20 protein-coding genes are annotated in these 19,798 nt (G+C 72.4%); 3 read left to right on the forward strand and 17 right to left on the reverse strand.

Annotated elements, in window-relative coordinates; genetic code table 11:
- Positions 1–17 precede the first annotated feature (17 nt).
- From ACMGFI_RS09455 to ACMGFI_RS09465, 3 genes are all read right to left on the reverse strand, one after another.
- Positions 18–2,993 (reverse strand): right-handed parallel beta-helix repeat-containing protein, encoded by a 2,976-nt coding sequence (locus ACMGFI_RS09455; protein ID WP_436909194.1) that lies wholly within the window; start codon positions 2,991–2,993, stop codon positions 18–20.
- Entirely contained in the window at positions 2,990–4,258 is a 1,269-nt protein-coding gene (locus ACMGFI_RS09460) for a hypothetical protein (protein ID WP_436909195.1), read from the reverse strand. The genes ACMGFI_RS09455 and ACMGFI_RS09460 overlap by 4 nt, the downstream gene beginning before the upstream one ends.
- A gap of 99 nt (positions 4,259–4,357) precedes the next feature.
- The gene (locus tag ACMGFI_RS09465; protein ID WP_436909196.1) at positions 4,358–5,659 is read right to left on the reverse strand and encodes a hypothetical protein; all 1,302 of its coding nucleotides are present in this window, start codon (positions 5,657–5,659) and stop codon (positions 4,358–4,360) included.
- A gap of 257 nt (positions 5,660–5,916) precedes the next feature.
- Between ACMGFI_RS09465 and ACMGFI_RS09470 the strand changes: the two genes are divergently transcribed.
- The gene (locus ACMGFI_RS09470) at positions 5,917–7,482 is read left to right on the forward strand and encodes a (R)-citramalate synthase (RefSeq protein WP_436909197.1); all 1,566 of its coding nucleotides are present in this window, start codon (positions 5,917–5,919) and stop codon (positions 7,480–7,482) included.
- A gap of 187 nt (positions 7,483–7,669) precedes the next feature.
- Here ACMGFI_RS09470 and ACMGFI_RS09475 read toward each other — a convergent pair whose 3' ends face one another.
- The 4 genes from ACMGFI_RS09475 to ACMGFI_RS09490 form a co-directional block, all read right to left on the reverse strand.
- Positions 7,670–7,873: a hypothetical protein gene (locus ACMGFI_RS09475; RefSeq protein ID WP_436909199.1), complete on the reverse strand. Its 204-nt coding sequence runs from the start codon at positions 7,871–7,873 to the stop codon at positions 7,670–7,672.
- A 33-nt stretch (positions 7,874–7,906) separates the two neighbouring features.
- Positions 7,907–8,443, reverse strand: a complete 537-nt coding sequence (locus ACMGFI_RS09480) for a bifunctional nuclease family protein (protein WP_436909200.1) — start codon at positions 8,441–8,443, stop codon at positions 7,907–7,909.
- A gap of 423 nt (positions 8,444–8,866) precedes the next feature.
- The gene (locus tag ACMGFI_RS09485) at positions 8,867–9,190 is read right to left on the reverse strand and encodes a DUF7410 domain-containing protein (RefSeq protein ID WP_436909202.1); all 324 of its coding nucleotides are present in this window, start codon (positions 9,188–9,190) and stop codon (positions 8,867–8,869) included.
- A 2-nt stretch (positions 9,191–9,192) separates the two neighbouring features.
- Positions 9,193–10,659 (reverse strand): hypothetical protein, encoded by a 1,467-nt coding sequence (locus ACMGFI_RS09490; RefSeq protein WP_436909204.1) that lies wholly within the window; start codon positions 10,657–10,659, stop codon positions 9,193–9,195.
- A gap of 115 nt (positions 10,660–10,774) precedes the next feature.
- Between ACMGFI_RS09490 and ACMGFI_RS09495 the strand changes: the two genes are divergently transcribed.
- Positions 10,775–11,023, forward strand: coding sequence for a DUF8142 family protein (locus ACMGFI_RS09495; RefSeq protein ID WP_436909205.1), 249 nt, complete (start codon positions 10,775–10,777; stop codon positions 11,021–11,023).
- 152 nt (positions 11,024–11,175) lie between these two features.
- Here ACMGFI_RS09495 and ACMGFI_RS09500 read toward each other — a convergent pair whose 3' ends face one another.
- The 7 genes from ACMGFI_RS09500 to ACMGFI_RS09530 form a co-directional block, all read right to left on the reverse strand.
- A complete protein-coding gene (locus ACMGFI_RS09500) occupies positions 11,176–11,463 on the reverse strand; it encodes a DUF3194 domain-containing protein (RefSeq protein WP_436909206.1) in 288 nt (95 codons plus the stop codon).
- Entirely contained in the window at positions 11,464–11,859 is a 396-nt protein-coding gene (locus ACMGFI_RS09505) for a prefoldin subunit beta (RefSeq protein WP_135363921.1), read from the reverse strand.
- A gap of 157 nt (positions 11,860–12,016) precedes the next feature.
- The gene (locus ACMGFI_RS09510) at positions 12,017–12,421 is read right to left on the reverse strand and encodes a DUF7344 domain-containing protein (protein WP_436909207.1); all 405 of its coding nucleotides are present in this window, start codon (positions 12,419–12,421) and stop codon (positions 12,017–12,019) included.
- 125 nt (positions 12,422–12,546) lie between these two features.
- Positions 12,547–15,225 (reverse strand): PAS domain-containing protein, encoded by a 2,679-nt coding sequence (locus ACMGFI_RS09515; protein WP_436909208.1) that lies wholly within the window; start codon positions 15,223–15,225, stop codon positions 12,547–12,549.
- Between the two features lie 149 nt (positions 15,226–15,374).
- Positions 15,375–15,626, reverse strand: a complete 252-nt coding sequence (locus tag ACMGFI_RS09520) for a KEOPS complex subunit Pcc1 (RefSeq protein WP_436909209.1) — start codon at positions 15,624–15,626, stop codon at positions 15,375–15,377.
- A 12-nt stretch (positions 15,627–15,638) separates the two neighbouring features.
- Positions 15,639–15,773, reverse strand: coding sequence for a DNA-directed RNA polymerase subunit P (locus tag ACMGFI_RS09525; RefSeq protein ID WP_015408900.1), 135 nt, complete (start codon positions 15,771–15,773; stop codon positions 15,639–15,641).
- Positions 15,770–16,048, reverse strand: coding sequence for a 50S ribosomal protein L37ae (locus tag ACMGFI_RS09530; RefSeq protein ID WP_179922426.1), 279 nt, complete (start codon positions 16,046–16,048; stop codon positions 15,770–15,772). Before ACMGFI_RS09530 ends, ACMGFI_RS09525 begins: the two co-directional genes overlap by 4 nt.
- A gap of 216 nt (positions 16,049–16,264) precedes the next feature.
- Between ACMGFI_RS09530 and ACMGFI_RS09535 the strand changes: the two genes are divergently transcribed.
- Entirely contained in the window at positions 16,265–16,804 is a 540-nt protein-coding gene (locus ACMGFI_RS09535; RefSeq protein ID WP_436909210.1) for an NUDIX hydrolase, read from the forward strand.
- Positions 16,805–16,836: 32 nt separating this feature from the next.
- Here ACMGFI_RS09535 and ACMGFI_RS09540 read toward each other — a convergent pair whose 3' ends face one another.
- The 3 genes from ACMGFI_RS09540 to ACMGFI_RS09550 all read right to left on the reverse strand — a co-directional run bounded on the left by ACMGFI_RS09540 (position 16,837) and on the right by ACMGFI_RS09550 (position 19,691).
- Complete coding sequence (locus ACMGFI_RS09540) at positions 16,837–17,562, reverse strand: DUF2103 domain-containing protein (RefSeq protein WP_436909211.1); 726 nt, start codon at positions 17,560–17,562, stop codon at positions 16,837–16,839.
- A 96-nt stretch (positions 17,563–17,658) separates the two neighbouring features.
- On the reverse strand, positions 17,659–19,083 hold the full coding sequence (gene truD / locus ACMGFI_RS09545; RefSeq protein WP_436909212.1) for a tRNA pseudouridine(13) synthase TruD: 1,425 nt from the start codon (positions 19,081–19,083) through the stop codon (positions 17,659–17,661).
- An 83-nt stretch (positions 19,084–19,166) separates the two neighbouring features.
- Positions 19,167–19,691 (reverse strand): hypothetical protein, encoded by a 525-nt coding sequence (locus ACMGFI_RS09550; protein ID WP_436909213.1) that lies wholly within the window; start codon positions 19,689–19,691, stop codon positions 19,167–19,169.
- Positions 19,692–19,798: the final 107 nt, after the last annotated feature.

A 19,798-nucleotide genomic window follows, 5' to 3' on the forward strand; every position in this document is an offset into this window, starting at 1 on the left:
GGCCCGCGGGTCGCCGGTCAGGGGCTCGACCCGAACGCGCCGTGGGTCCCGAACGCGGTGAGGTTCGCGCTCACCGTCCGGGCGTCCGTGTCGACGGTCGCGCCGCCCGCCTCCGTCCAGGCGGACCCGTCGTGGGTCCACAGCGACAGCGTCGACTCACCCACGCCCGTCGCGTCACCGGCCTCGTAGTGGAGCGTCACGTCCAGGTACGCGTCCGGCCCCAGGCTCGTCGCGTTGAACAGCCGGCCGATGCCGGCGCCGTTCGGGTTCGACGGCGCGGTATCGGCGGGACTGATCCGAACGTCGCTGCCCTCGAACGAGAGCGTCGTGTTCGGCGCGGTCGAGTCGCCGATGTCCAGCGACTCGACGGTCGTCCCGCTCGCGCCGTCGAGCGCGAGCGCCCGCGTCCCGCTCCCGGCGGCGTAGACCCCGGTGTCGGTCAGCGCGTTGCCGCTCGACCCGTCGGTGACGTGGATCCCGCGGTAGCTGTTGACGACCGTGTTGCGCGACAGCCGGTTGTCGTGGGCGTCGGTCAACTCGATCCCGGTCGGCCAGGTGATCGTGCCCCGGGTGTGGACGTTCTCGACCGCGTTCCCCGTCACCCGGTTGTTCGACGACCCGCCTTCCAGCCGGATCCCGCCGTCCGGGTGGCGTTCGACCGCGTTGTCCGTCACGTCCGAGTCGGTGACGCCCCTGAGAGAGACGCCCCAGCCGCCGTTGTCCGCGACGGTGTTGTTCGCCACGGCGTGGCCGCCGTTGTCCCGCAGGCGGATCCCGGTGTTGCCGTTGCCGACCACGGTGTTGCTGCGCACGGTCGCGGCCCCCGCGTCGCTGACCGCGATCCCCTTCCCGCCGTTGGCCTCTATCGTGTTGTCCCGGACGGTGTACCGGCTCCCCGCCTGCGAGATGTAGATCCCGGCCCCGTTGTTGCCGGTGACCGTGTTGTTGCGGATCGTCAGGTCCGACCCGCCGCCGATGCTGAACCCGGCGCTGCCGGTCCCGCCCCACCGCGAGTCGTGGACGACGTTGTCCGCGAACGTGTTCCCGCCGGACCCCCTCACGACCCTGACGTTGTCCGCGCTCGACCAGCCGATCTCGTTGGCGCGGAAGACGTTGTCCGACGACGACACGACCGTGACGCCGTACTCGTCGGCGTCCAGCACGGTGTTGTCGACCAGCGTGTTGCCGTCCGAGCCGGACTCGAGCGCGAGCGCGGCCTGGCCGAACGTCGCGTCGTCGATCTCGTTGTCGGCCAGCCGGTTCCCGGTCGCGTCGATCAGCCGGATCCCGTAGTCGCCGCCGGTGATCTCGACGCCGGAGACCTCGCCGTCGTCGACGCCCTCGAACCTGACGGCGTGGCCGCTCTCGCCGAACCCGTTGTGCGCCCACCCGCTCATATCGAGGTCCGTTATCGTCACGCCGGTCAGTCCACCGGCGCTCCCGTTGGCGTAGACCCCGAGGCTGTCGGACGCGGGGTCGGTCCCCGTCAGCGAGTGCCCCTGCCCGTCGACGGTGACGTGGCTCGCCGCGATCTCGATGCAGGTCCCGTCCGACGAGAGGTCGGCAACCACCTCGTAGCGACCGGGCTGGTCGACAACGGTACACTCGTCGATCTCCTGGTTCGCCGGTTGGCCGAGCGACTCGCCGCAGTCGACGTTGCCGACGCACTGGTCGGGACCGGGCCCCGATGCCTGCCCCCACCAGTTCCGGGTGGCGTCGCCCGCCGGGCTCGCGCCCTCGGCGTCGACGCCGTTGACGGCGTTGTCGGTGATCCCCGTCCGGTGGATCGTCCACGCGCCGCCGGTGTCCGCGGCGAGCACGCCGACGGCGTTGCCCGTCACGTTGGCGTGTCGGACCCGCCAGTCGCCGGTCGACCGCTCGGCCGCGATGCCGACGATGCTGTCCGCGATCCTGGTGTCGTGGACCGACCAGTCGCCGGTCGCGCCGATCGCCCGGATATTGACGCCGGACTGGCCCCGCTCGGGCCGGAAGGTGTTGGCCGAGACGTTCGATCCGACGACCGACCACGCGCCGCTCGTCCCGCTGGCGTCGATACCGTGGTCGTTGCCCGCGACGGTCGTGTTCGAGACGACCCAGTCGCCGGTCGCGTCGCCCGCGGCGATCCCCGGTTCGGTGATGTTGTCGCTGCGGGACTCGCCGTTGTTCCGGACGACCGAGTCGGTGATCGACCAGTCGCCCTCGGCGGCGTTCGCGCGGACGCCGACGGCGTCGTTGCCTTCGACGGTCGCGTCGGCGATCGCCCAGTCGCCGGTCGTCCCCTGTGCCTCGACCGCTTCCTCGCCGTTGTCGCGGAGGGTCACGTCCGCGAGCTCCCAGTCGCCGGTCGCGCCGACCGCTCCGACGCCGACCCGGTCGTTGCCCTCGACCGTCGCGTCGGCGAGCGTCCAGTCGTAGCCGGCACCCCGGGCGTCGACCCCGATGACGTTGTCGCGGACGGTGAGGTCGCGGAGCGTCCCCGCCGCCGGCGAGCGGCGGGGGAGCGCCACCCCGACCGCGTACCCGGTGACCGTGAACCCCTCGACATCGACGGCGACTCCCTCGGCGAACCGTATCGCGTCGTTCTCCCCGCTCAGCGACGAGCCGTCCAGCGTCGCGCCGTCGGGCGCCACCAGCCGCACGTTCGCGTCGACGAAGACGCTCTCCTCGTAGGTGCCGGGCCGGACCTCGACCGTGTCGCCGTCGTCCGCCTCGGAGACGCCCTGGGTGATCGTCTGTGCGTCCCCGGTCCCGTCGTCGTCGACGACGACGGTGTCGGCCGACCGCGTGACGGTGTCCGCGGTATCCGGCCCGCCGATCCCCGGCGCGACCGCGTCGGGAGCGGCCGGTCCGTGTCCCGCGTCGACAGCGGCCGGTCCGTGGCCCGTCTCGCCCGGTCCGCCGTCGGCTCCGGCCGCCGGGGCGGCCGCCCCGACGACGGACACGACCATCAGGAGCGAGAGCGCGACCGCGAGGTGCGAACTTCGACTCGTCATCGTGACCCCTCCCCGGAGCGGCGACCGAGGACGTAGCCGGCCCCGACGACGCTCCCGAGGGCGCCCAGGGCGCCGGCGCCCGGACCGGACCCGCTCGTCGCCGTCTGCGACGCCGGGCCGCCGCCGTCCCCGCTCCCGTTGCCACCGTCGTCGAGAGTATCGGTCGGCGCGTCGGTCGCCCGCGGATCTGTCTCCGGCGAGTCGGTCTCCGGCGCGTCGGTTGCCGTCGGTGCGGGCGTCGACACCGTCGCGGTCCCGTCGTCGTCGGCCACGGCGTACGTCGCGTCGACCGCGACGCGGGGGCCGTCCCGGGTGACCGAGCGGTCGTCGGCGGTCGTCCCGAGCGGGGCGAGGGGGTCGTCCGCGACGCCCTCGGCGCTCCTGTAGACCGCCGCCGCGGTCGCGCGGGCGACCGCCCCGTCGGCCAGCGACACGGACTGGGCGAACCCCTCGGCGCCGTCGAACGCCGAGTAGTCCTCGCCGCCGTCGCTGCCGCCCCCGCCGGCGCGGATCGGGCCGTCGACGCCCGCGGCGACGACCGCGAAGTCGCCGGCGCCCGCCGTCTCGAGGAGCCACGCGTACCCGTCGTCGGCCTCGCGGTGGCCGTCGACCTCGCCGGCGCCGGTCCCGGCGACGGCGTCGACCCGGTCGGGGTCCGGCCCGACGACGACCGCCCCGTCCGTCCAGGTGACGGCGGTCCCCGCCGCGTCGTGTCGGTAGGTCCCGTCGCCCGCCTCGGAGAACGGGCCCGAAGCGACCGCGTCGCGGAGCGCCGCTGTCTCGTAGGACCCGAGGTACACCTGCGTCTCCCGGCCGACGACGGCCGTCCGGTCGGTCGGCACGGCCGCCGGGTCGGCGGACCCGTCGGTCAGCGCCGGCCCGAGGACCGGCGCCCCGAGGCCCAGTTCGCCGAGCCCGAGCCACGAACTGGCGACGACCCCCCCGGCGACGACGGGGTTGGCGACGGCCGGGTCCGACCGGACCTCGTCGCGGCCGACGCCCGGCGTCGCGGTCCCGGTGACGCCCGCGGTCACCGCCCCCGTCGCCGCGGCGTAGACGGCCTGGACCGGGTCCGAATCGCCGCCCCTGGACGGGTCCGGGACCCAGTCCCCGTACCCCGACGCCTGCCGGTCGCGCGGTCGGACGCCCGCCCCGGACGGCCGCCGGTCGGTGCCGTCGCTCGTCGCCGTCGCCCCGCCCGCGACCCCCGCGGCGACCGCGAGCACTGTTCCCGTTCGTACGATCTCCCGTCGAGTAACGCCCATTCTGACCGTAGCGGCGTTTCCGGGTAAGAAATAGGGCGTCGCTACGTACGTAGCGTCGCCCCGGCCCCCCGATCGTCAGTTCGGACCGGTGGCCGGACCCTACTCGTCGCCGTCCCCGCCGGCGCGTCGGCCGATCAGGTAGCCGACGCCCGCGACGCCCGCGAGTCCGGCGAGGACGCCCGGTCCCGGCCCGGATCCGCTCGCCGTCCCGTCCGGATCGCCGTCTCCGTCGCCACCGCCTCCGCCGCCACCGTCTCCGTCTCCACCGCCGCCACCGTCTCCGTCTCCACCGCCGCCACCGTCTCCGTCGCCACCGCTTCCGCCGCCATCGCCGTCTCCGCCGCCGCTACCGCCCCCGTCGGATCCGTCCGGCGCGTCGGTCGCCGTCGCCGCCGATGGCGCTCCGTCACCGACCTGACTCCCGTCGTAGGTCGCGGCCATCGTGACGCGCGGCCCGTCGCTCGTCAGCGCCGTGTCGTCGGCCGCCGTCCCGAGCGCGGATTCGAGGCGGTCGACCGCGACGTCGTCGGCGCTCGGGTAGACGACCGCCGCCGAGGCCCGCGCGAGCGCGCCGCCCTCGACCGACGCCGTCTGCGCGACGCCCCGGCTCCCCTCGAACATCGAGAAGTCCATCGGACTGTCACCGGACCCGCCCTGGCCGACCTGAGCGGGGCCCCCCTCGCCGAGAATCGCGCACGTGAGGCCGCCGGACCCGGCCGTCCGGAGGAGCCACGCCCAGTCGTCGTCGGCCTCGTGGCGTCTGGACCCCTCGCCGGTCCCCGCGGCGCGGACCGCCTCGACGAGCGACTGGCTGTTGCCGACGACGACCGCCCGGTCGTTCCAGGTGAGAAATCGCTCTTGCTCGTCGTGGGCGTACAGTTCGCCGCTCGCCTCCGAGAACGAACCGGCGTCGACCGCCGCCCGGATCGCGCCCGCGTCGAACGACCCGAGGTACACGGTCGTGTTCGTTTCGCTCCCGACCACGAGGGTCCGCTCGGTCGGCACGTCGGCCGGGTCGCGCTCGCCCTCCTCGGGGGTCGGGCCGATGACCGGTTCGTGGATGCCGAGCTGTCCGAGCCCGAGCCACGTCAGGGTGCTGGCCCCGCCGAGCGTCGCGGGATTGGCCAGCATCGGGTCGGACGGCGCCTCCTCGGAATCGGGTCCCAGCGCCGCCTCCGTCGTCGCGGAGTAGGCGACGCCGACCGACTGCGGATCCGACACCGCCGACGGCGCCGGGATCCAGTTCGCGTACTCCGGGACCGAACCCTGTCTCGCTCGCGCCGCCCCGTCGAGAGACCGCCCCGCTCGCCCGTCCGTGTCGCCCGTCGATACCCCTGCGATCCCGCCGACCGATGCCAGCGCGGCACCGGTCCGCAGTACCGTTCGTCTGTCGACTGTCATTCCACCGATGACTTTCCCCCGACCCGTCCTAAACCGGGTCGCTACGTGCTTCGTGACCCCGGGCCTCGGGCGGGTCGCGGGCCCGGCTCCCTGGAACCGACGTGGGGGCCGGGGCGCCTGCATCCCCGCACCGTCGCCGCCGAACCCGACGGATTAATGAGGGCGGCTCGCTTCACCTCGGAGTACGATGTCGGACCATACCGACACGGAGGATAGAGGAAGTCGCCTCACGGCGGCTGGCCGAGAAATTCTCCGTCATGTGTGACGGCTCCGGTGAGCGCGAAGGGACCACGCTCTTCGGCGACCATCCCGAGACGACTCACCTCTCGCAAGTCGGCGACGTACAGTTTCTCGACACGACGCTGCGCGACGGCGAGCAAGCGCCGGGTGTCTCGCTGACGCCCGACGAGAAGGCCCGGATCGCCCGGGCCCTGGACCGCGCGAACGTCGGGTTCATCGAGGCCGGCAGCGCCTGCACCGGCCCCGGCGAGCGCGAGACCATCTCCCGCGTCGCCGAACTTGACCTCGACGCGACGGTCACGAGCTTCTGTCGCGGCATCCAGCGGGACATCGACCTCGCGCTGGAGTGCGACGTGGACGGCATCAACCTCGTCGTCCCGGCGAGCGACCGCCACGTCACCGAGAAGGTGGGGACGACCCGCGAGGACAACGTCCGCGACACCGTCGAACTCGTCGAGTACGCCAAAGACCAGGGCCTGTGGGTCGAGGTGATCGGCGAGGACGGCTCCCGCGCGGACCTCGACTACCTCGAAGAGCTTCTGGGCGCTTCCCTGGAGGCGGGCGCCGACCGCATCTGCTGGGCGGACACCGTCGGTCACGCCACGCCCGACGGCGCCCTCGAAGCGGTCTCCCGCCTCTCGGAGCTGGGGCCGGTCAGCGCCCACACCCACGACGACCTGGGCCTGGCCGTGATGAACGCCCTGACCGCCGTCGCCGCGGGCGCCGACGTCGTCCACGGCACCGTCAACGGCATCGGCGAGCGGGCGGGCAACGTCGCCATCGAGGAGGTGGCGATCGCCCTCTCGCACGGCTACGAGGTGGAGACGCTCGAACTCACGGAGGTGTACGACCTGGCCGAACTCGTCGCCAACGCGACGGGCATCCCGCTGCCGCCGAACAAGGCGGTCGTCGGACAGAACACCTTCACCCACGAGTCGGGTATCCACACCGACGGCACGCTCAAGGACGACGCGATGTACGAGCCCTACCCGCCCGAGAAGGTCGGTCGCGAGCGCCGGCTCGCCCTCGGAAAACACGCCGGCCGCGCGGGCGTGAAGGCCGCGCTCGACGAGAAGGACTTCGAGGTGACCGACGAGGAACTGGGCGAGATCGTCGCCCGCGTCAAGGAGATCGGCGACCGCGGCAAGCGCGTCACCGACGCCGACCTCCTCACGATCGCCGAGGACGTGACCGACAGCGAACACGACCGCCGCGTCGAGATCACCGAACTCACGACCGTCGCCGGCGGGTCGACGCCGACGGCCACGGTCACCCTCGTCGTCGACGGCGAGGAGCGCACCGAGGCCGAGATCGGTTCCGGTCCCGTGGACGCCGCGATCAACGCCGTCCAGTCCGCGCTGGGTCGATCCTTCGACACCCACCTCGAATCCTACCACGTCGACGCCATCACCGGCGGGACGGACGCCGTCGTCACCGTCGAGGTGGAGATGTCCCGCGGCGACGACTTCGTGACGGTCACCGCCAGCGACTCGGACATCACCCGCGCGTCCGTCGAGGCCATGGTCGACGCCATCGACCGCCTCGTCGCCACGAGCGACGACCGCGTGATCGCCGACGACTAGGAACCATCTTTTTCCCGACCGGGTTTCCTCGGTCGCCGTAGGCGACCGAGGAAACCCGGTCGGCAAAAACATGGGTGAAAAAGCCGGACGACTCGCTCACTTCGTTCGCTCGCGTCCGGTGAACCGCGCCGGAGGCGCGGATGCTGGAAACCGCGACCGCACCGCCTGTCTACGTCCACTTCTCCGGTCACGCCGACAGCCACGCGTACGTCTGGACGGCACCGAACAGGACGGCGAGGACGCCGTTCTCGACGAGCATCGGCTGGTTCCCTTCGAGCGCGGTCCGCGAGACCAGCGCCAGGACGCCGAACAGCGTCGCGAGCGCGAGGTTGTACTTCGCCAGTACTACCCAGGTCTCCTGGTCGAGGTCGACGAGGCCGTCGGATCCCATACCACAGTTCCGGGTTCGAGACGGAAAACCCCCTCAGAACGGGTCGTCGCCGCCGAAGCCGGGATCGTCGTCCTCGTCGTCGAAGTCGAAGCCCTCCTCGCCGAAGTCGTGCTCGCGGCGGGCCTCCTCCTCGTCGACGAAACCGAGTTCGTCGGGGTCGCGGCCGGCCTCGTCGACCACCTCGTCGGAGACGATGATCGGACAGTCGACCCGCAGCGCGAGGGCGATGCCGTCGCTGGGGCGGGCGTCGAACACCATCTCCGAGCGCTCGTCGCCGGTGTACTGCTCGGTGTCGACCTTCGCGTAGAAGGTGCCGTCGGCCAGATCGTCGATGCGGACGCGGTCGATGGCGGCGCCGAACTCCGCGACCATGTCGACGAACAGGTCGTGGGTGAGCGGGCGCTCGAAGGGCGTCCCGTCGAGCGCGTGTTGCATCGACTGGGCCTGGTCGGCGCTGACGAAGATGGGGACCAGCTGTTCGCGGGCGCGCAGGAGGACGACCGGGTGGCCGGGGCCGTCGTCGCCGACGCCCACGCCGACGCCCTCGACCGTGGCCTCGTGTGTTGCCATATCACAGCGTTGGGGCGCGACCATCAAAAAGGACCGTGCGCCACCATCTTTTTCCCGCTCGGGTGCCCGCAGCGCGCCGCAGGCGCGCGAGGACACCCGAGCGGCAAAAACATGGGTGAAAAAGGCGCGGCTCGTGCGCTTCGCGCACTCGCCGCGTAGAACCGCGCGCCGCAGGCGCCCGGACGATCAATCAAATGAGGACTGTTAGTCGCGGTTGCGGTGGCGTGCGCTGTCGAGCCGGGAGTGCGCGGCGCGAAGCGCCGCCCAGTCGAGGCGGCGATAGCGAGGGAGCGAAGCTCACTCGGTCCGTTGGCGCGGTGAAGCCGCGCCAGGCAGCGGCCTCGCGCGAAGCGACCCGTGAGCGGGTGCGCTAAGGGCTTTCATCGCCTGCTGTCGGGTGCAATCGGGCCGGCGAGGGCGCGGTCAGAAGAAACTGCCGAGGACGGCCATGTAGAGGATCACGGTCGCAGCGTAGGTGACCCCCAGCGCGACGACGGCCTTGGCGTGGAACAGCCACAGGTCGTCCCGCTCGGTCTCCAGGGCGGCCTCGTAGCGCTCGCGCTCGGCCGCGGTCGGGTCGTGGCGCTCGCCGACGTGGAGGTCGCGGGCGTGTTCGCTCCGGAACGGACGGCCGCAGCGCGGACAGGTCACGGCGGGCTCCTCGTCGGCGGGCACGGCGGTGTCGCGGCTCGGGCGGAGCGCGGGCGCGCGGTCGGCGTGGCGCGGTGTGGCTGTGTCGTCGGGCATGGTCAGACGTACGGCGGCGGCGCGTACGGTTGCGTGATCACCCATAGGGAGGTCATCGTGTAAAAGACCATCACCACCACGGAGGGGTACTGGCTCCGGATGGCCGCGAGCACGCCCGGGAACAGTTCGAACGCCAGCGAGTGGGCGACCCAGATGGCCAGCACGTGCCCGCCGAGGACGAAGAGGAGTTTCGCGGACCCGAACCAGCCCGGCAGGACGAGCGCCAGCGGCGAGGCCGGTGGTGCGAACGGGCTCGCGACGACGGCCGCGAGCGCGGGCGCGAGCCCGAGGAAGTAGCCCAGGAAGTGCGCGAGGTGGTAGCCGGCGGCGATGGGCAGGAGTGCGGGCGCGAACCACCGTTCGATGGCCCGCGCGGTGACGTAGGTGTCGGCGCTCGCCCGCACCCGCCGCGCGGCCAGCCGGTAGACACCGAGGAAGAGGCCGAATCCGGCCAGCAGGACGGCGGCGTAGACGGCGAGCCCGGGAACGCCGAGGGCGACGACGGGCTCGACGGCCGCCGCCCAGGTCGGGGTCGCGACGAGGCCGTCGTAAGTCGTCACCCACAGCAGGGCGACGACGAAGGCGACCTCCCCGGGTCGGTCCGGTAGGGGGTCCTCGGTGAGGGCGGTGCCGGGCAGCCGGACGGCGAGCGAGCCGTCGGTATCCCGCTGAAGCGGCGCGACGCGCCCGTACGCGGCGAAAACCTGACTCACGGGGTCGACGCGCTCGAACCACGCCGCGCCCACGAGCAGCGACCCGGCGACGGTCACCGCCGTGTACGCCACCACGACGCCCGCGAGCAGTCGCGGGTTCTCCCCGACCGGGCTGACCACCTCCAGACAGACCAGCGCGAGCAGGCCCGCGACCGCCGGCCAGCGGCCCCACGAGGCCGGGAGCGCGCCGCTCCCGACGCGGGAGCCGGCGCCGTGGTCCGCATCGCGGTCGACACGTCCGCCGTCGTCACCGCGGGCGCGGACCCACCGGACCGCCGCGAGCGGCGCGCGCCAGGGGTTCAGCGCCGGCCAGGTGTTCCCGACGAGGTACGTCGTCGCCGTGTAGCCGGCCCACCAGCCGACCCACACGAGAAGCAGCGCGAAGTTCCGGACGCCCTCGCGCGGGCCGACGAACCCGGTCGCCACCACCAGCAGGAGCACGCCCACCGAGAGCGCGCGGACGTGCGGGACGACCGCCCGACGGAGCCGGGCCGGCGTCGGGACGACGAGGCGCCACCAGTTCACCCCCCGCATCGCGTCGTGGTCCGTGAGCAGCGTCGTGAACAGGAAGGAACCGCCGACGACGATGCCGCCGGTGAGGATGGTCAACCACGTCGGCACCGTCGCGGAGGCGACCGACCCGCCCAGCGACCCCGAATGCGCGGCCGCGCGGTCCGCGAGCGCGCCGAGCGCGACCGCGGCCGCGACGACCTCGCCCAGCGGCCGCCCGCTCCGACGCCGTCGGTTCCCCGTCATGCGTTGGCCACCCTTTCGCCCGGAGCCTGTTAACTGCTAGCTCGTCCCGCCGGAGGACCGGCTCCGCCCTCGCGCGGAACGGGTCGCTTTTTGCGGTGGGTGCCCAAGACCGGGTATGGCCGACAGCGACGAGGGCGGGTACAACCGGAAACGGGCGGCACTGGCGGTGTTGCCCTTCCTCCTGCTCGGACTGGCGGATGTCGTCCTCCTGTTGCAGTGGGGGATCAACCCCCTCTGGGGCTTCATGATCCTCCCGCCGATCCTCTTCATGAGCGCGCTCGCCTGGATCGCCTTCCGCTCGGGGTTCGTCGGGGACCGCGTCGTCGACGACGACCCCGCGGTCGCCGACGTGGACCACGACTGAAGCTACCGGGTTCCGCGGTCAGTCGACTCGCGTCGAGCGCCGGCGTCGTCGAGAGCGCGCGCGAGAAGAGCCCGTTCGGTCGGCACGGCCGCCGTTGACTCGGGAGCGTCGCCACTGGTCGAGCGAGCGTCGCCGGCCGAGGTCCGGCCGGGCTACGCGAACAGGTCGTCGACGGCGCCGCGCGCGGCCAGCGCGGCGTCGTCGGCGACGCGGTCGGGGTCGCCCGCGGCGTCGGGCGCGTTGAGGTACACGTCGACCTCCAGGACCCCGTCCTCGAAGGTGACGGTCACGTCGAGGTCGTCGACCGCCGACCGGTCGAACCGCGAGAAGACGACGTTTTCGGCGGCTTCGGCCGCGGTCCGGACCACTTCCTCGTCCGTGGGACCGCTGTCGGACTCCCCGTCGGCGTCAGCGTCGGCCGCCGCGTCGTCGGTCGGCATCTACGCGCCGCCGGCGCCCGGGCCGCCCATGCCGCCCGGACCGCCCGCGCCGCCGCCCTGCAGCATGTTCTGGAGTTCGGTCTGGAGCTCCTCGAACTGCTCCTGGACGCGCTCCTCCTGTTTCTCCAGCGTCTCGACGCGCACTTCGAGGCTGTCGACCTTCTCCTCGAGGTCGTCCTGGGCCTCGCCGTACTCCGTCTGGACGAGCAGCTCGCCGACGCGGCGGTACATCCCGGCGTCCTCGTCGATGTTCTCCAGCTCTTCGAGGGCCGTCTCGGCCTCCTGGAGCTGGGTCTCGGCCTGCTGTTTCTGCGCGGCGACCTGCTGGGCCTTCTCCTGCAGATCCTGCAGTTCCTCGAGCTTCTCCTGTGCTTCAGGCGGCAGATTACCCTGCATACCTCTCCGTGGGTGACCCGTGGTGAAAAACCCCCGCTTTCGAGTCGGCCGGCAGGCGGCCCGGTTGCCGGCCCCGTCGTACGGTCGGTTGTACGTTATCTCCGGGGTCCGCCGGGCGGTCCGGCGAACCTCCGGCAAACAGTTACAACCGACCGTATCAGTTGTTGTGGCCGTCGACCTCGGTGACGTGTTCGAGCCACTTCTCGACGGTCGGCTGGCCCCAGTAGCGCACCGTGTCCGAGCGGTCGTCGTAGTCGACGACGCCCGCCGCGTCGAGCCGCGGGAGGTGCGTCTCCACGAGCTCGGTCGCGAACTCGTCGTGGCTGCGCCCGCGGGGCTCCCCGAGTCCCGCGGGCTCGCTGGCCGCCAGCAGCATCGCAAGTTCGTCCACCGTCGCGGTGCTCACGTCGCCCTCCCGGAAGAACTGACAGACCTCCCGACGACGCCAGTCCGACAGGGCCTCGAACACCGTGTCGATGAACGGCCGATCCCCCTCCAGGTCGTCGACCGCAGGTTCCGCGCGACCACCGCCGTCGTCCGTTGACCCACTCCGTTCACTCATACCAGTCTACTCTACCCTTTCCCCCCTCTCGGTCAAGAATATCGGCCCTAGAAGCCTAGGCATCCTGTTGACTCGTTCACCTGTTTCGAGCGGTGGATGTTCGCCGCCGCGGCGGGTCCGCGCGGTCACTGGGCGTCGAACATCGACTCGAGGACGCGGCGGTGGCCCTTGCGGAGGTGCTGGAGGAAGGTGGTCGAGGCGATGTCGAGCGAGTCGGCGAGCGTCTCGGAGTCGGCCTCGCGGGGCCACTCGTAGTAGCCGTTGTAGTAGGCGGTCTTGAGGACCGCGCGCTGGCGGTCGGTCAGCCGGGTGCCGATGTCGCCGTGGCCCGGCCACCAGGGCGCGTCGGTCCTGTGGCGCTCGCGCTTGGCGGCCAGTTGCACGTCGGGGAACCGGGCGTCCATCGCCTCGGTGACCCGCCGCACGTCCAGATCCGCCGGCGCCTCGACGAGCATGTGGCCGACGCCGTCCTCGACGACGCCGCGCTTGCCGCGCGCGCCGGCGTCGGCCAGGTGACGGAAGACGGAGTCGGTCAGCGTCAGCTCGAAGTGGGGACCGTCCTCGCGGTCGAGCTCGCGGATCTCTTCGAGGTTGGACAGCTCGCGGGCGGCCGCCGCGCCGACCTCGGGGTCGGCGCCCTCGACGGTGAGGTAGTTGACGACGCGGTCGTCGCCGGTCCGGACCGCGTGGTCGATCTCGAAGCGACAGCCGTGCTCGCGGCTGGCCGCGAACAGCGGCGTCGTGCTGTGGACCTCGAACTCCAGTTCGAGGACGGAGTCGGCCTCGACCAGCCGGCGGTACTGGGCCGCGGCGAGCGCGAAGCCGACCGCCTCGCCGAGCGTCTCGAAGCCCGCCAGCTCCCGCTCGCTGAAGGCGTTCGCGCGGTCGGCGTACACCGCCAGCAGGCCGTGGGTCGTCGCCCCGTGGGTCAGCGGCACCGCGACCATCGACCCGAACCCGCTCTCGACGGCGGCCTCCCGCCAGGGCTCGAAGACCGGGTCCGTCGTCACGTCGTGGACGACCTGCACCTCGCCGGTGCGGTAGGCCTCGGCGGCCGGACTACCGCCCTCCTCGCCCGCCGCGACCGTGACCGTGACCTCGTCGAGGTAGCCGTCGTCGATCCCGGCACAGCACTCCGGCCGGACTTCCCGCTCGGAGGGCTCCCGCCCGCCGATCCAGGCGAACTCGTAGTACTCCGAGCCGGCCAGCCGCTCGCAGACGGTCTCCTTGACGGCCTCGCTGGTCGTCGCTCCGGTCAGCGCGCGCACGCTCTCCTGGACGAGCTCCTGGATCTCGGCCAGCGTCTCCAGCTCGCCGCGCTGTCGCTCCAGTTCCGTGATGTCCCGGGCGATGCTGACGGTCCCCTGTATCTCGCCGTCGGGGCCGCGGTACGGCGCGAGCGTCAGCTGGACGACCAGCTCGCCGTCCTCGCCGGACAGTTCCTCCTCGACGGTGCGGGCCCGTCCGGACTCCAGCACCGCCTGTCGGTGGTCCTCCATGCGCTCGGCGACGGGGTCGGCGAACAGCTCGCAGGACTTCGACCCGACGACCGTCTCGCGGTCGAACTCGACGTTCTCCAGCATCGCCTCGTTGACGATCTGGTAGCGGCCCTCCGCGTCCTGCATGACGATGGGGTCGGGACTGCTGTCGATGACCGCCCGCAGCTCCTGTTCGCGCGTCTGGAGCTCCTCCTCCCGGCGCTTGCGGTCGGTGATGTCGATGGCGACGGCGATAGCGCCCGTGTCCGCCGGGTCGCAGGTGCCGTCGCGCGTCGGCGTCGCGGACTCGGACAGCGGCTCGAAACACGCCTTGTAGGTCCGGCCGTTGATCGCCGCCGTCTCGACGGTCGTCTCCCCGTCGAGCGCCCGGCGGAAGCCGTCGACCAGGTCCGGACAGACGGGCTCGAACGCCTCGACGGGTTCGCCGAGGAACTCCGAGCGGTCGCAGGCGAGCGCGTCGAAGTCCACCCCGCGGCAGTGGTCGATCCGCCCCGCCCCGTCGAGGACGACCATCATCACCGGCAGGTCCGCCATGATGGTGCCGAGCCGCTCTCGGTTGGCCGCCAGCGCCTCCCGGCGGCGCTCGCGGTCGGTCACGTCCCGGACGACGTTGACGACCGCCACCACCTCGCCGTCGCGCTCGATCGGCGTCATGCGGTTCTCGACGAACCCGGTCCCGTCGTCGAGCCGGACCTCCGAGGTGACGTGACGGCGCTCCGCCTCGCCCGCGAACAGCTCGCGCAGCGCCCGCATCCCCTCGTGGAAGACCTCGCCGTCGACGATCCCGAACTCCCGCAGGCAGTCCACGTCCCGGCCCTCGACGCGCTCGGTCGGGATGCCCGTGAACCGGGTGAACCCGTCGCTGGCCGCCCGGATCGCGTGCGAGCGGTCGACCACGTACACCGCGTCGGCGGCGGCGTCGACGCTGGCCTCGTAGAGCGCCCGCTCGGTCTCGAAGGGGTCGGTCGGCCCGGCGAACGTCACGACCGCCGCCGTAACCGTCCCCTCGCGCTCGACCGGGCGGACGGCGACGGTGACCTCCCGGCCGCCCCCGTCGACCGCCCCGCTCCCGATGGTGCGCTCGCCGGTCTCGACCGCCCGTTCCAGCGGGTCGCTCGGGCAGTCGACGACCTCGCCGACCGACGACTCGCCCGGGTCGGCCTCGACCCGCTCGGCGAACGGTCCGTTCCAGGCGCGGATCGCGCCGTCGGGGTCGCAGACGACCGCCGGGTCGTCGACCGCGTCGAGCAGTTCCGCGACGACGGGGTCGGCCGCCGCCTCGCGTCGCCCCACCCGCTCGCTCACGGCGTCCCCTCCCACACGTGCTCAGTACCCATGATGGAGGTACGTTACTGCGGCGAGGGTCATAACTTGTGGGCTCGGTTCACGCACGACGGCGCGCCAGTTCGCCACTGCTTCAGTCCGCCGTGGCGACGCGTAAGTTCGCCGCCGCGTCAGTCCGCTGTCACGGCGGCCCCGCAGTCCTCGGCGACGGCGACGAGCGACAGCCAGGTGTTACAGCCGGCCCGCAGCGCGACGAGGTCGGCGGCGGCGACGGTGACCGTCAGGGTCGGCCCGTCGCGCTCCAGCGTCGCGGTCGTGCGGTCGCCCTCGATGTCGCCGGCCTCGACGGCGACGCTGCGCTCGACGCGGCGGGCGCGCTCGGCGTCGGGATACTCGCAGTCGAAAACGGCCTCGTGGTCCACGGCTGGGTCGCGCTACTGTACGTCGACTTCCTTGATGTCGCGGCTGCGCTCCTTCAGGAGCACGCGGTGGCCGCAGTACGGGCAGCGGACACCGCCGTACTCGTCCAGTTCGACGTCGCGCTTACAGCGGGAACACTTGTAGCTCATTCGTCGTCGTCGGCGAGGGCGGCGCGGATCGACCGGGTGACCGTCCGGCCGCCGGGGGTCGTCGGGCTGTACGCGCCGCCGGTGAAGGTGTGCCCGCAGTAGCCGCACTCCCAGATACCGGTGCCCTGGCGGTCGACGCGGTCCTCGCCACAGTCGGGGCAGGTGTGGTCCTCGTTCATCTCGCTCTCGATCTCGGCGACGCGGCGGCGGGCGACGCGGCCGTACCGCGCGCCGAACCGTCCCGCGCTCCCGGTTCGTCCCTGCTGTTCGGCCATAGTATCGTACCGTCCGGCAGTTGGCCGTATAAACCCTGCGAGTCGCACCCGCCCGCTCTCTCGTCGCCGGCCGCTCGGTCGTCGGGGCTCGATCGCCGGCCGCCCCGTCGGCCGCCGTCCGGTCGCGGCGCTCACTCGCCGGCCGGCCACTCGCCGGCCGCCCGGTCGACGGCCGCGGGGACAACTCGTTTGTCCCCTCCGCGCGACGGCCCGCACATGGGATGGACGGTCGAGACGGACGCAGTCACGCACTGCCCGACCTGCGGCGCGGAACTCGGTGAGCGCGAGACCTCCGACGGGGTCCGCCCGCACTGCGGGGCCTGCGACCTGACGGTCTACCGGAACCCGGTCCCGATGGCGCGGGCGACGGTCGTCGACGGCGACGAGTTGCTGCTGGTCCGGCTGGGCGTCGGCGAGGACGCCGGCGAGTGGGCGCTGCCCGGCGGTCGGGTCGAACACGGCGAACCGCCCCGCGCCGGCGCCGCGCGCGAACTCGAGGAGGAGACCGGACTGTCGGTGGCCCCCGACGACCTGCGACTGCTCGGCGACGGCTTCCTGGAGTTCGACGCGACGACGATGGTGTCGTTCAACTACGCCGCGCCCGCCGACGCGGCGACGGGCACGGTCGCGGCCGCCTCCGACGCCGCCGCCGCGCGGTTCGTCTCCCGGGCGGAACTGCGCGAGGTCGACGCCCCCTTCCGGGCGTCGGGCCGCGACCAGTTGCTCGCCGCGTTCGACGCCGTCGGCGACGGGTAGAGCGGTCCGGCCGCCCGCGAGACCGGTGCCGGTCAGTCCTGCAAGTCCGCCTCGCGCAGCGCTTCGTTGAGGTCCTCGCGGACGACTTCCCCGAGGTCGCGCTCGCGGGCGGTCGTGACGACGCGGTTCTCCTGGACGGAGGAGCCGTCGCGGATGAGCAGGCGGACGTTGCCGTTCTCGCCGGCGCGGGTGGCCTTCGCGCGGACGCCCGACCGCGAGCCCGAGCCGCCGGCGTCGATGGGGCCGGGGATGATCTTCTTGACGTGGGGGTGACCGGCGACGGTCTGGATGGCGCGCTGGCCCGCCCGCCCGCCGACGAGCGTCGAGTGGGAGCCGCCGATCTTCTCGCGAGGGGGCGTCTCGACGACCTCCAGCGGGGCGTCGCCCCTCCGGGAGATGACGGACTCGACCGGGTCGTCGGCGTCGCCGATCCGGTAGAACTCGTGGTGCAACTGGCCGCGCACCGCGCGGAGGACCTCCCGGTTCCCCGTCGCGTACACCTCCTCGGGGCGCTTGCGCCGGACCTCGTCGGCGACCAGCCCGGCGAAGTTCCGCAGTTCGACGACCTCGCTCTCCGAACCGTCCTCGGGGGTCGTGGTCACCTCGCGGACGCCGACGACCTCCTCGTCGACGAGCGTCGTCACGCGGGCGCGGTCCCGGTCCAGCTCCAGCACGACGGCGTCGGCGTTGTCGGAGCGACAGACCAGGCAGTAGTCGCCCGGCCGCTCCAGCGACGAGCCACAGCGCCGACACTCCATGTACGGGGACATCCCGGTCGAGCGGCAAAAGGAGCGCGGAACGCCCGTTCCGTGCGGATCGGTGACAGACCCGCTCCCGACGACCCGGCATCTCGTTCAGAGATCGTCGGGATCGGTCTTGAGATACTCCCGCAGGACGACCGTGGCGTAGCTCCCCTTCGGGAGCGTGAACTCGAAGGCGAGCGCGTCGTCGGCATCGCCGGCCGCCCGCTCGACAGCGAGGTCCGTCCGCAGCAGGATCGCCCGCCGCGTCCCCGTCGACTCGAACTCGCCCGGGAGGTCGAAGTCCGCGGGGTCGAGGTCCAGCTCGTCCAGCACTTCGCGTTCGATCTCGCCGGGCTCGCCGTCGCCGAGTTCCGTCTCGGTGCCGACCAGCGGGGCGGTGACGAACGCCCGGCCCCGTTCGCAGTGGCGCCGCACCGTCCCGACCCGGTCCTCGGTCACGCGCTGGGTGCGGTCGGTATCGGGGAGCGCGACGCCCGCCGGTGCGTCCGAGTCCGCGAAACAGACCACGTCGCCGGCCACGGGCTCGTGGAACGGGAGCCCGCGGTCCAGCCGCTCCGAGAGGATCCGGTTGAACGCGTACGACTGGGCGGCGTTGACGAACAGCCGCTGGAGGTTCGAGGGGACCGCTTCGAGTGCGGCGCGGTAATCCTCGTCGTCGAGTTCACCGCCGTCGCTCCCGCCGTCCTCCTGTCGCTCGACGAGCCGGTGGCACATCGACCGCTCGAATCCGAGTCGCCTCGGCAGTCGCTCCAGCGCGCCCGCCCAGTCCTCGGTCTCGTCGACGTACGCACGCGCCTCGCGAGTCGACTCGGGCTCGCGCTCGGCGGGGTTGCCGACGTAGGCCAGGACGGCGCCCTTCCAGTCCCCGCGGAGGACCGCCAGGCCGACCTCGTGGGTGACCGGGCGCTTGCTGCCGAACCGCTGCTGGCCGAAGTAGTTGGGGACGCCCACGGTGACGGGGTCGTCGCCAGCGGTGGCCACGCCCTCAGACTCCGCCGTATCGCTCCCGCTGGCGAACGCCCGGAGGTCGGCGGTGACCGCGTCGGCGAGTTCGGGCGCGTCGGAGTCGAGCCCGCGGACGGTGATCTCGAAGGCGTTGCCCGCCAGGTCGCCGAACAGGACGGGGCGGCCGGTCCGGCCGAGCAGTTCGACCTCGGTGTCGCGGATGTCGACCGCCCGGAGGTCGTCGGGGCCGACCTTCTCCACGGAGAACAGCTGTGTCGTGACGGCGTGTTTGTCCTTCGTCCCCGCCCAGGAGACCCGCTCGCGGGAGATACCCAGGCGGTCGGACAGCTCCGCGGCGAAGTCGTTGGTGTCCCACCCCCGCAGGGTGACCCGCGCGAGCACGTTCGGGTAGGCGCCGGCGTCGGCGTCCAGGGGGTCGGGGTCGAATGCCTCGACCTCCGTGACGCCGAAGTCCTCGGGCGACTCGCGGAGGCGGCCCCCGATACCGGGCGCGTCGCTGACGTAGTACTCCATGCCGACCGCCCGCTCGACGGGGTGTGCCTCGCGCATCTATCGGGAGTCGCCCGGCCGCGAGTAAATGCCTGTCGACCCTCGCGGGTCGAGACGTGCCTCACGTCGACTGCCGGCCGTCGTCACTCGATGGTGACGGTGCCCGTCGCGTTCTGCCGGTCGTTGACGCGCACGTCGACCTCGTACTCGCCGGGCTCGTCGGGGTTGTCGACGGCGGGGTAGCCGACGACGACCACGTCGCCCTCCGAGAGCGTGTAGTCGGTGTCCAGCGTCACGTCGAAGGAGTAGGCGTTGTTGTTGACGCCGCTGACCGAACCCTCGTCGAACTCGCGGTCGAGTTCGCCGTCGCCGTCGGTGTCCACGCCGAGGCGGATCTCCTCGTGCTGGGCTGAGTCGACCGTGAAGTTCTCGCGCGGGTACGTCGCGCCGATCGCGGTCCACTCGCTACCGTTCGTCGTCTCGTCGACCGTCAGGCGGAGGGTCTGGTTGACCCCGGTCGCGCCCGCGCTGTCGTTCTCGACGGCGACCCGGTCGTCCGAGACCGTTGCGCCGGGCCCGTCGGTGCCGGCGTCGCCGCCGGTCAGCGCCGAACAGCCGGCCAGTGCGACCGTCGCTACCAGTCCGACCGCGATCAGGGTGCGTCTCACGCTTCCGGGGAAGTGGTAACCACCCGTAAATGTGTCGCATCATCTGGGACAGAAAACTTATACGCGTCGAACACTGCGGCCCCCGAAACTGACAGGTGTCGCCCGGT

The organism is Halosimplex marinum, assembly GCF_051414075.1.
GTDB classification, from domain to species: Archaea; Halobacteriota; Halobacteria; order Halobacteriales; family Haloarculaceae; genus Halosimplex; species Halosimplex marinum.

Excerpts from the sequence above, each read along its gene's own strand:
- ACMGFI_RS09455 (WP_436909194.1), bottom strand. The coding sequence starts at position 2,993 with ATGACGAGTCGAAGTTCGCACCTCGCGGTCGCGCTCTCGCTCCTGATG.
- ACMGFI_RS09460 (WP_436909195.1), bottom strand. The coding sequence starts at position 4,258 with ATGGGCGTTACTCGACGGGAGATCGTACGAACGGGAACAGTGCTCGCG.
- ACMGFI_RS09465 (WP_436909196.1), bottom strand. The coding sequence starts at position 5,659 with ATGACAGTCGACAGACGAACGGTACTGCGGACCGGTGCCGCGCTGGCA.
- ACMGFI_RS09470 (WP_436909197.1), top strand. The coding sequence starts at position 5,917 with ATGTGTGACGGCTCCGGTGAGCGCGAAGGGACCACGCTCTTCGGCGAC.
- ACMGFI_RS09475 (WP_436909199.1), bottom strand. The coding sequence starts at position 7,873 with ATGGGATCCGACGGCCTCGTCGACCTCGACCAGGAGACCTGGGTAGTA.
- ACMGFI_RS09480 (WP_436909200.1), bottom strand. The coding sequence starts at position 8,443 with ATGGCAACACACGAGGCCACGGTCGAGGGCGTCGGCGTGGGCGTCGGC.
- ACMGFI_RS09485 (WP_436909202.1), bottom strand. The coding sequence starts at position 9,190 with ATGCCCGACGACACAGCCACACCGCGCCACGCCGACCGCGCGCCCGCG.
- ACMGFI_RS09490 (WP_436909204.1), bottom strand. The coding sequence starts at position 10,659 with ATGACGGGGAACCGACGGCGTCGGAGCGGGCGGCCGCTGGGCGAGGTC.
- ACMGFI_RS09495 (WP_436909205.1), top strand. The coding sequence starts at position 10,775 with ATGGCCGACAGCGACGAGGGCGGGTACAACCGGAAACGGGCGGCACTG.
- ACMGFI_RS09500 (WP_436909206.1), bottom strand. The coding sequence starts at position 11,463 with ATGCCGACCGACGACGCGGCGGCCGACGCTGACGCCGACGGGGAGTCC.
- ACMGFI_RS09505 (WP_135363921.1), bottom strand. The coding sequence starts at position 11,859 with ATGCAGGGTAATCTGCCGCCTGAAGCACAGGAGAAGCTCGAGGAACTG.
- ACMGFI_RS09510 (WP_436909207.1), bottom strand. The coding sequence starts at position 12,421 with ATGAGTGAACGGAGTGGGTCAACGGACGACGGCGGTGGTCGCGCGGAA.
- ACMGFI_RS09525 (WP_015408900.1), bottom strand. The coding sequence starts at position 15,773 with ATGAGCTACAAGTGTTCCCGCTGTAAGCGCGACGTCGAACTGGACGAG.
- ACMGFI_RS09530 (WP_179922426.1), bottom strand. The coding sequence starts at position 16,048 with ATGGCCGAACAGCAGGGACGAACCGGGAGCGCGGGACGGTTCGGCGCG.
- ACMGFI_RS09535 (WP_436909210.1), top strand. The coding sequence starts at position 16,265 with ATGGGATGGACGGTCGAGACGGACGCAGTCACGCACTGCCCGACCTGC.
- ACMGFI_RS09540 (WP_436909211.1), bottom strand. The coding sequence starts at position 17,562 with ATGGAGTGTCGGCGCTGTGGCTCGTCGCTGGAGCGGCCGGGCGACTAC.
- truD (WP_436909212.1), bottom strand. The coding sequence starts at position 19,083 with ATGCGCGAGGCACACCCCGTCGAGCGGGCGGTCGGCATGGAGTACTAC.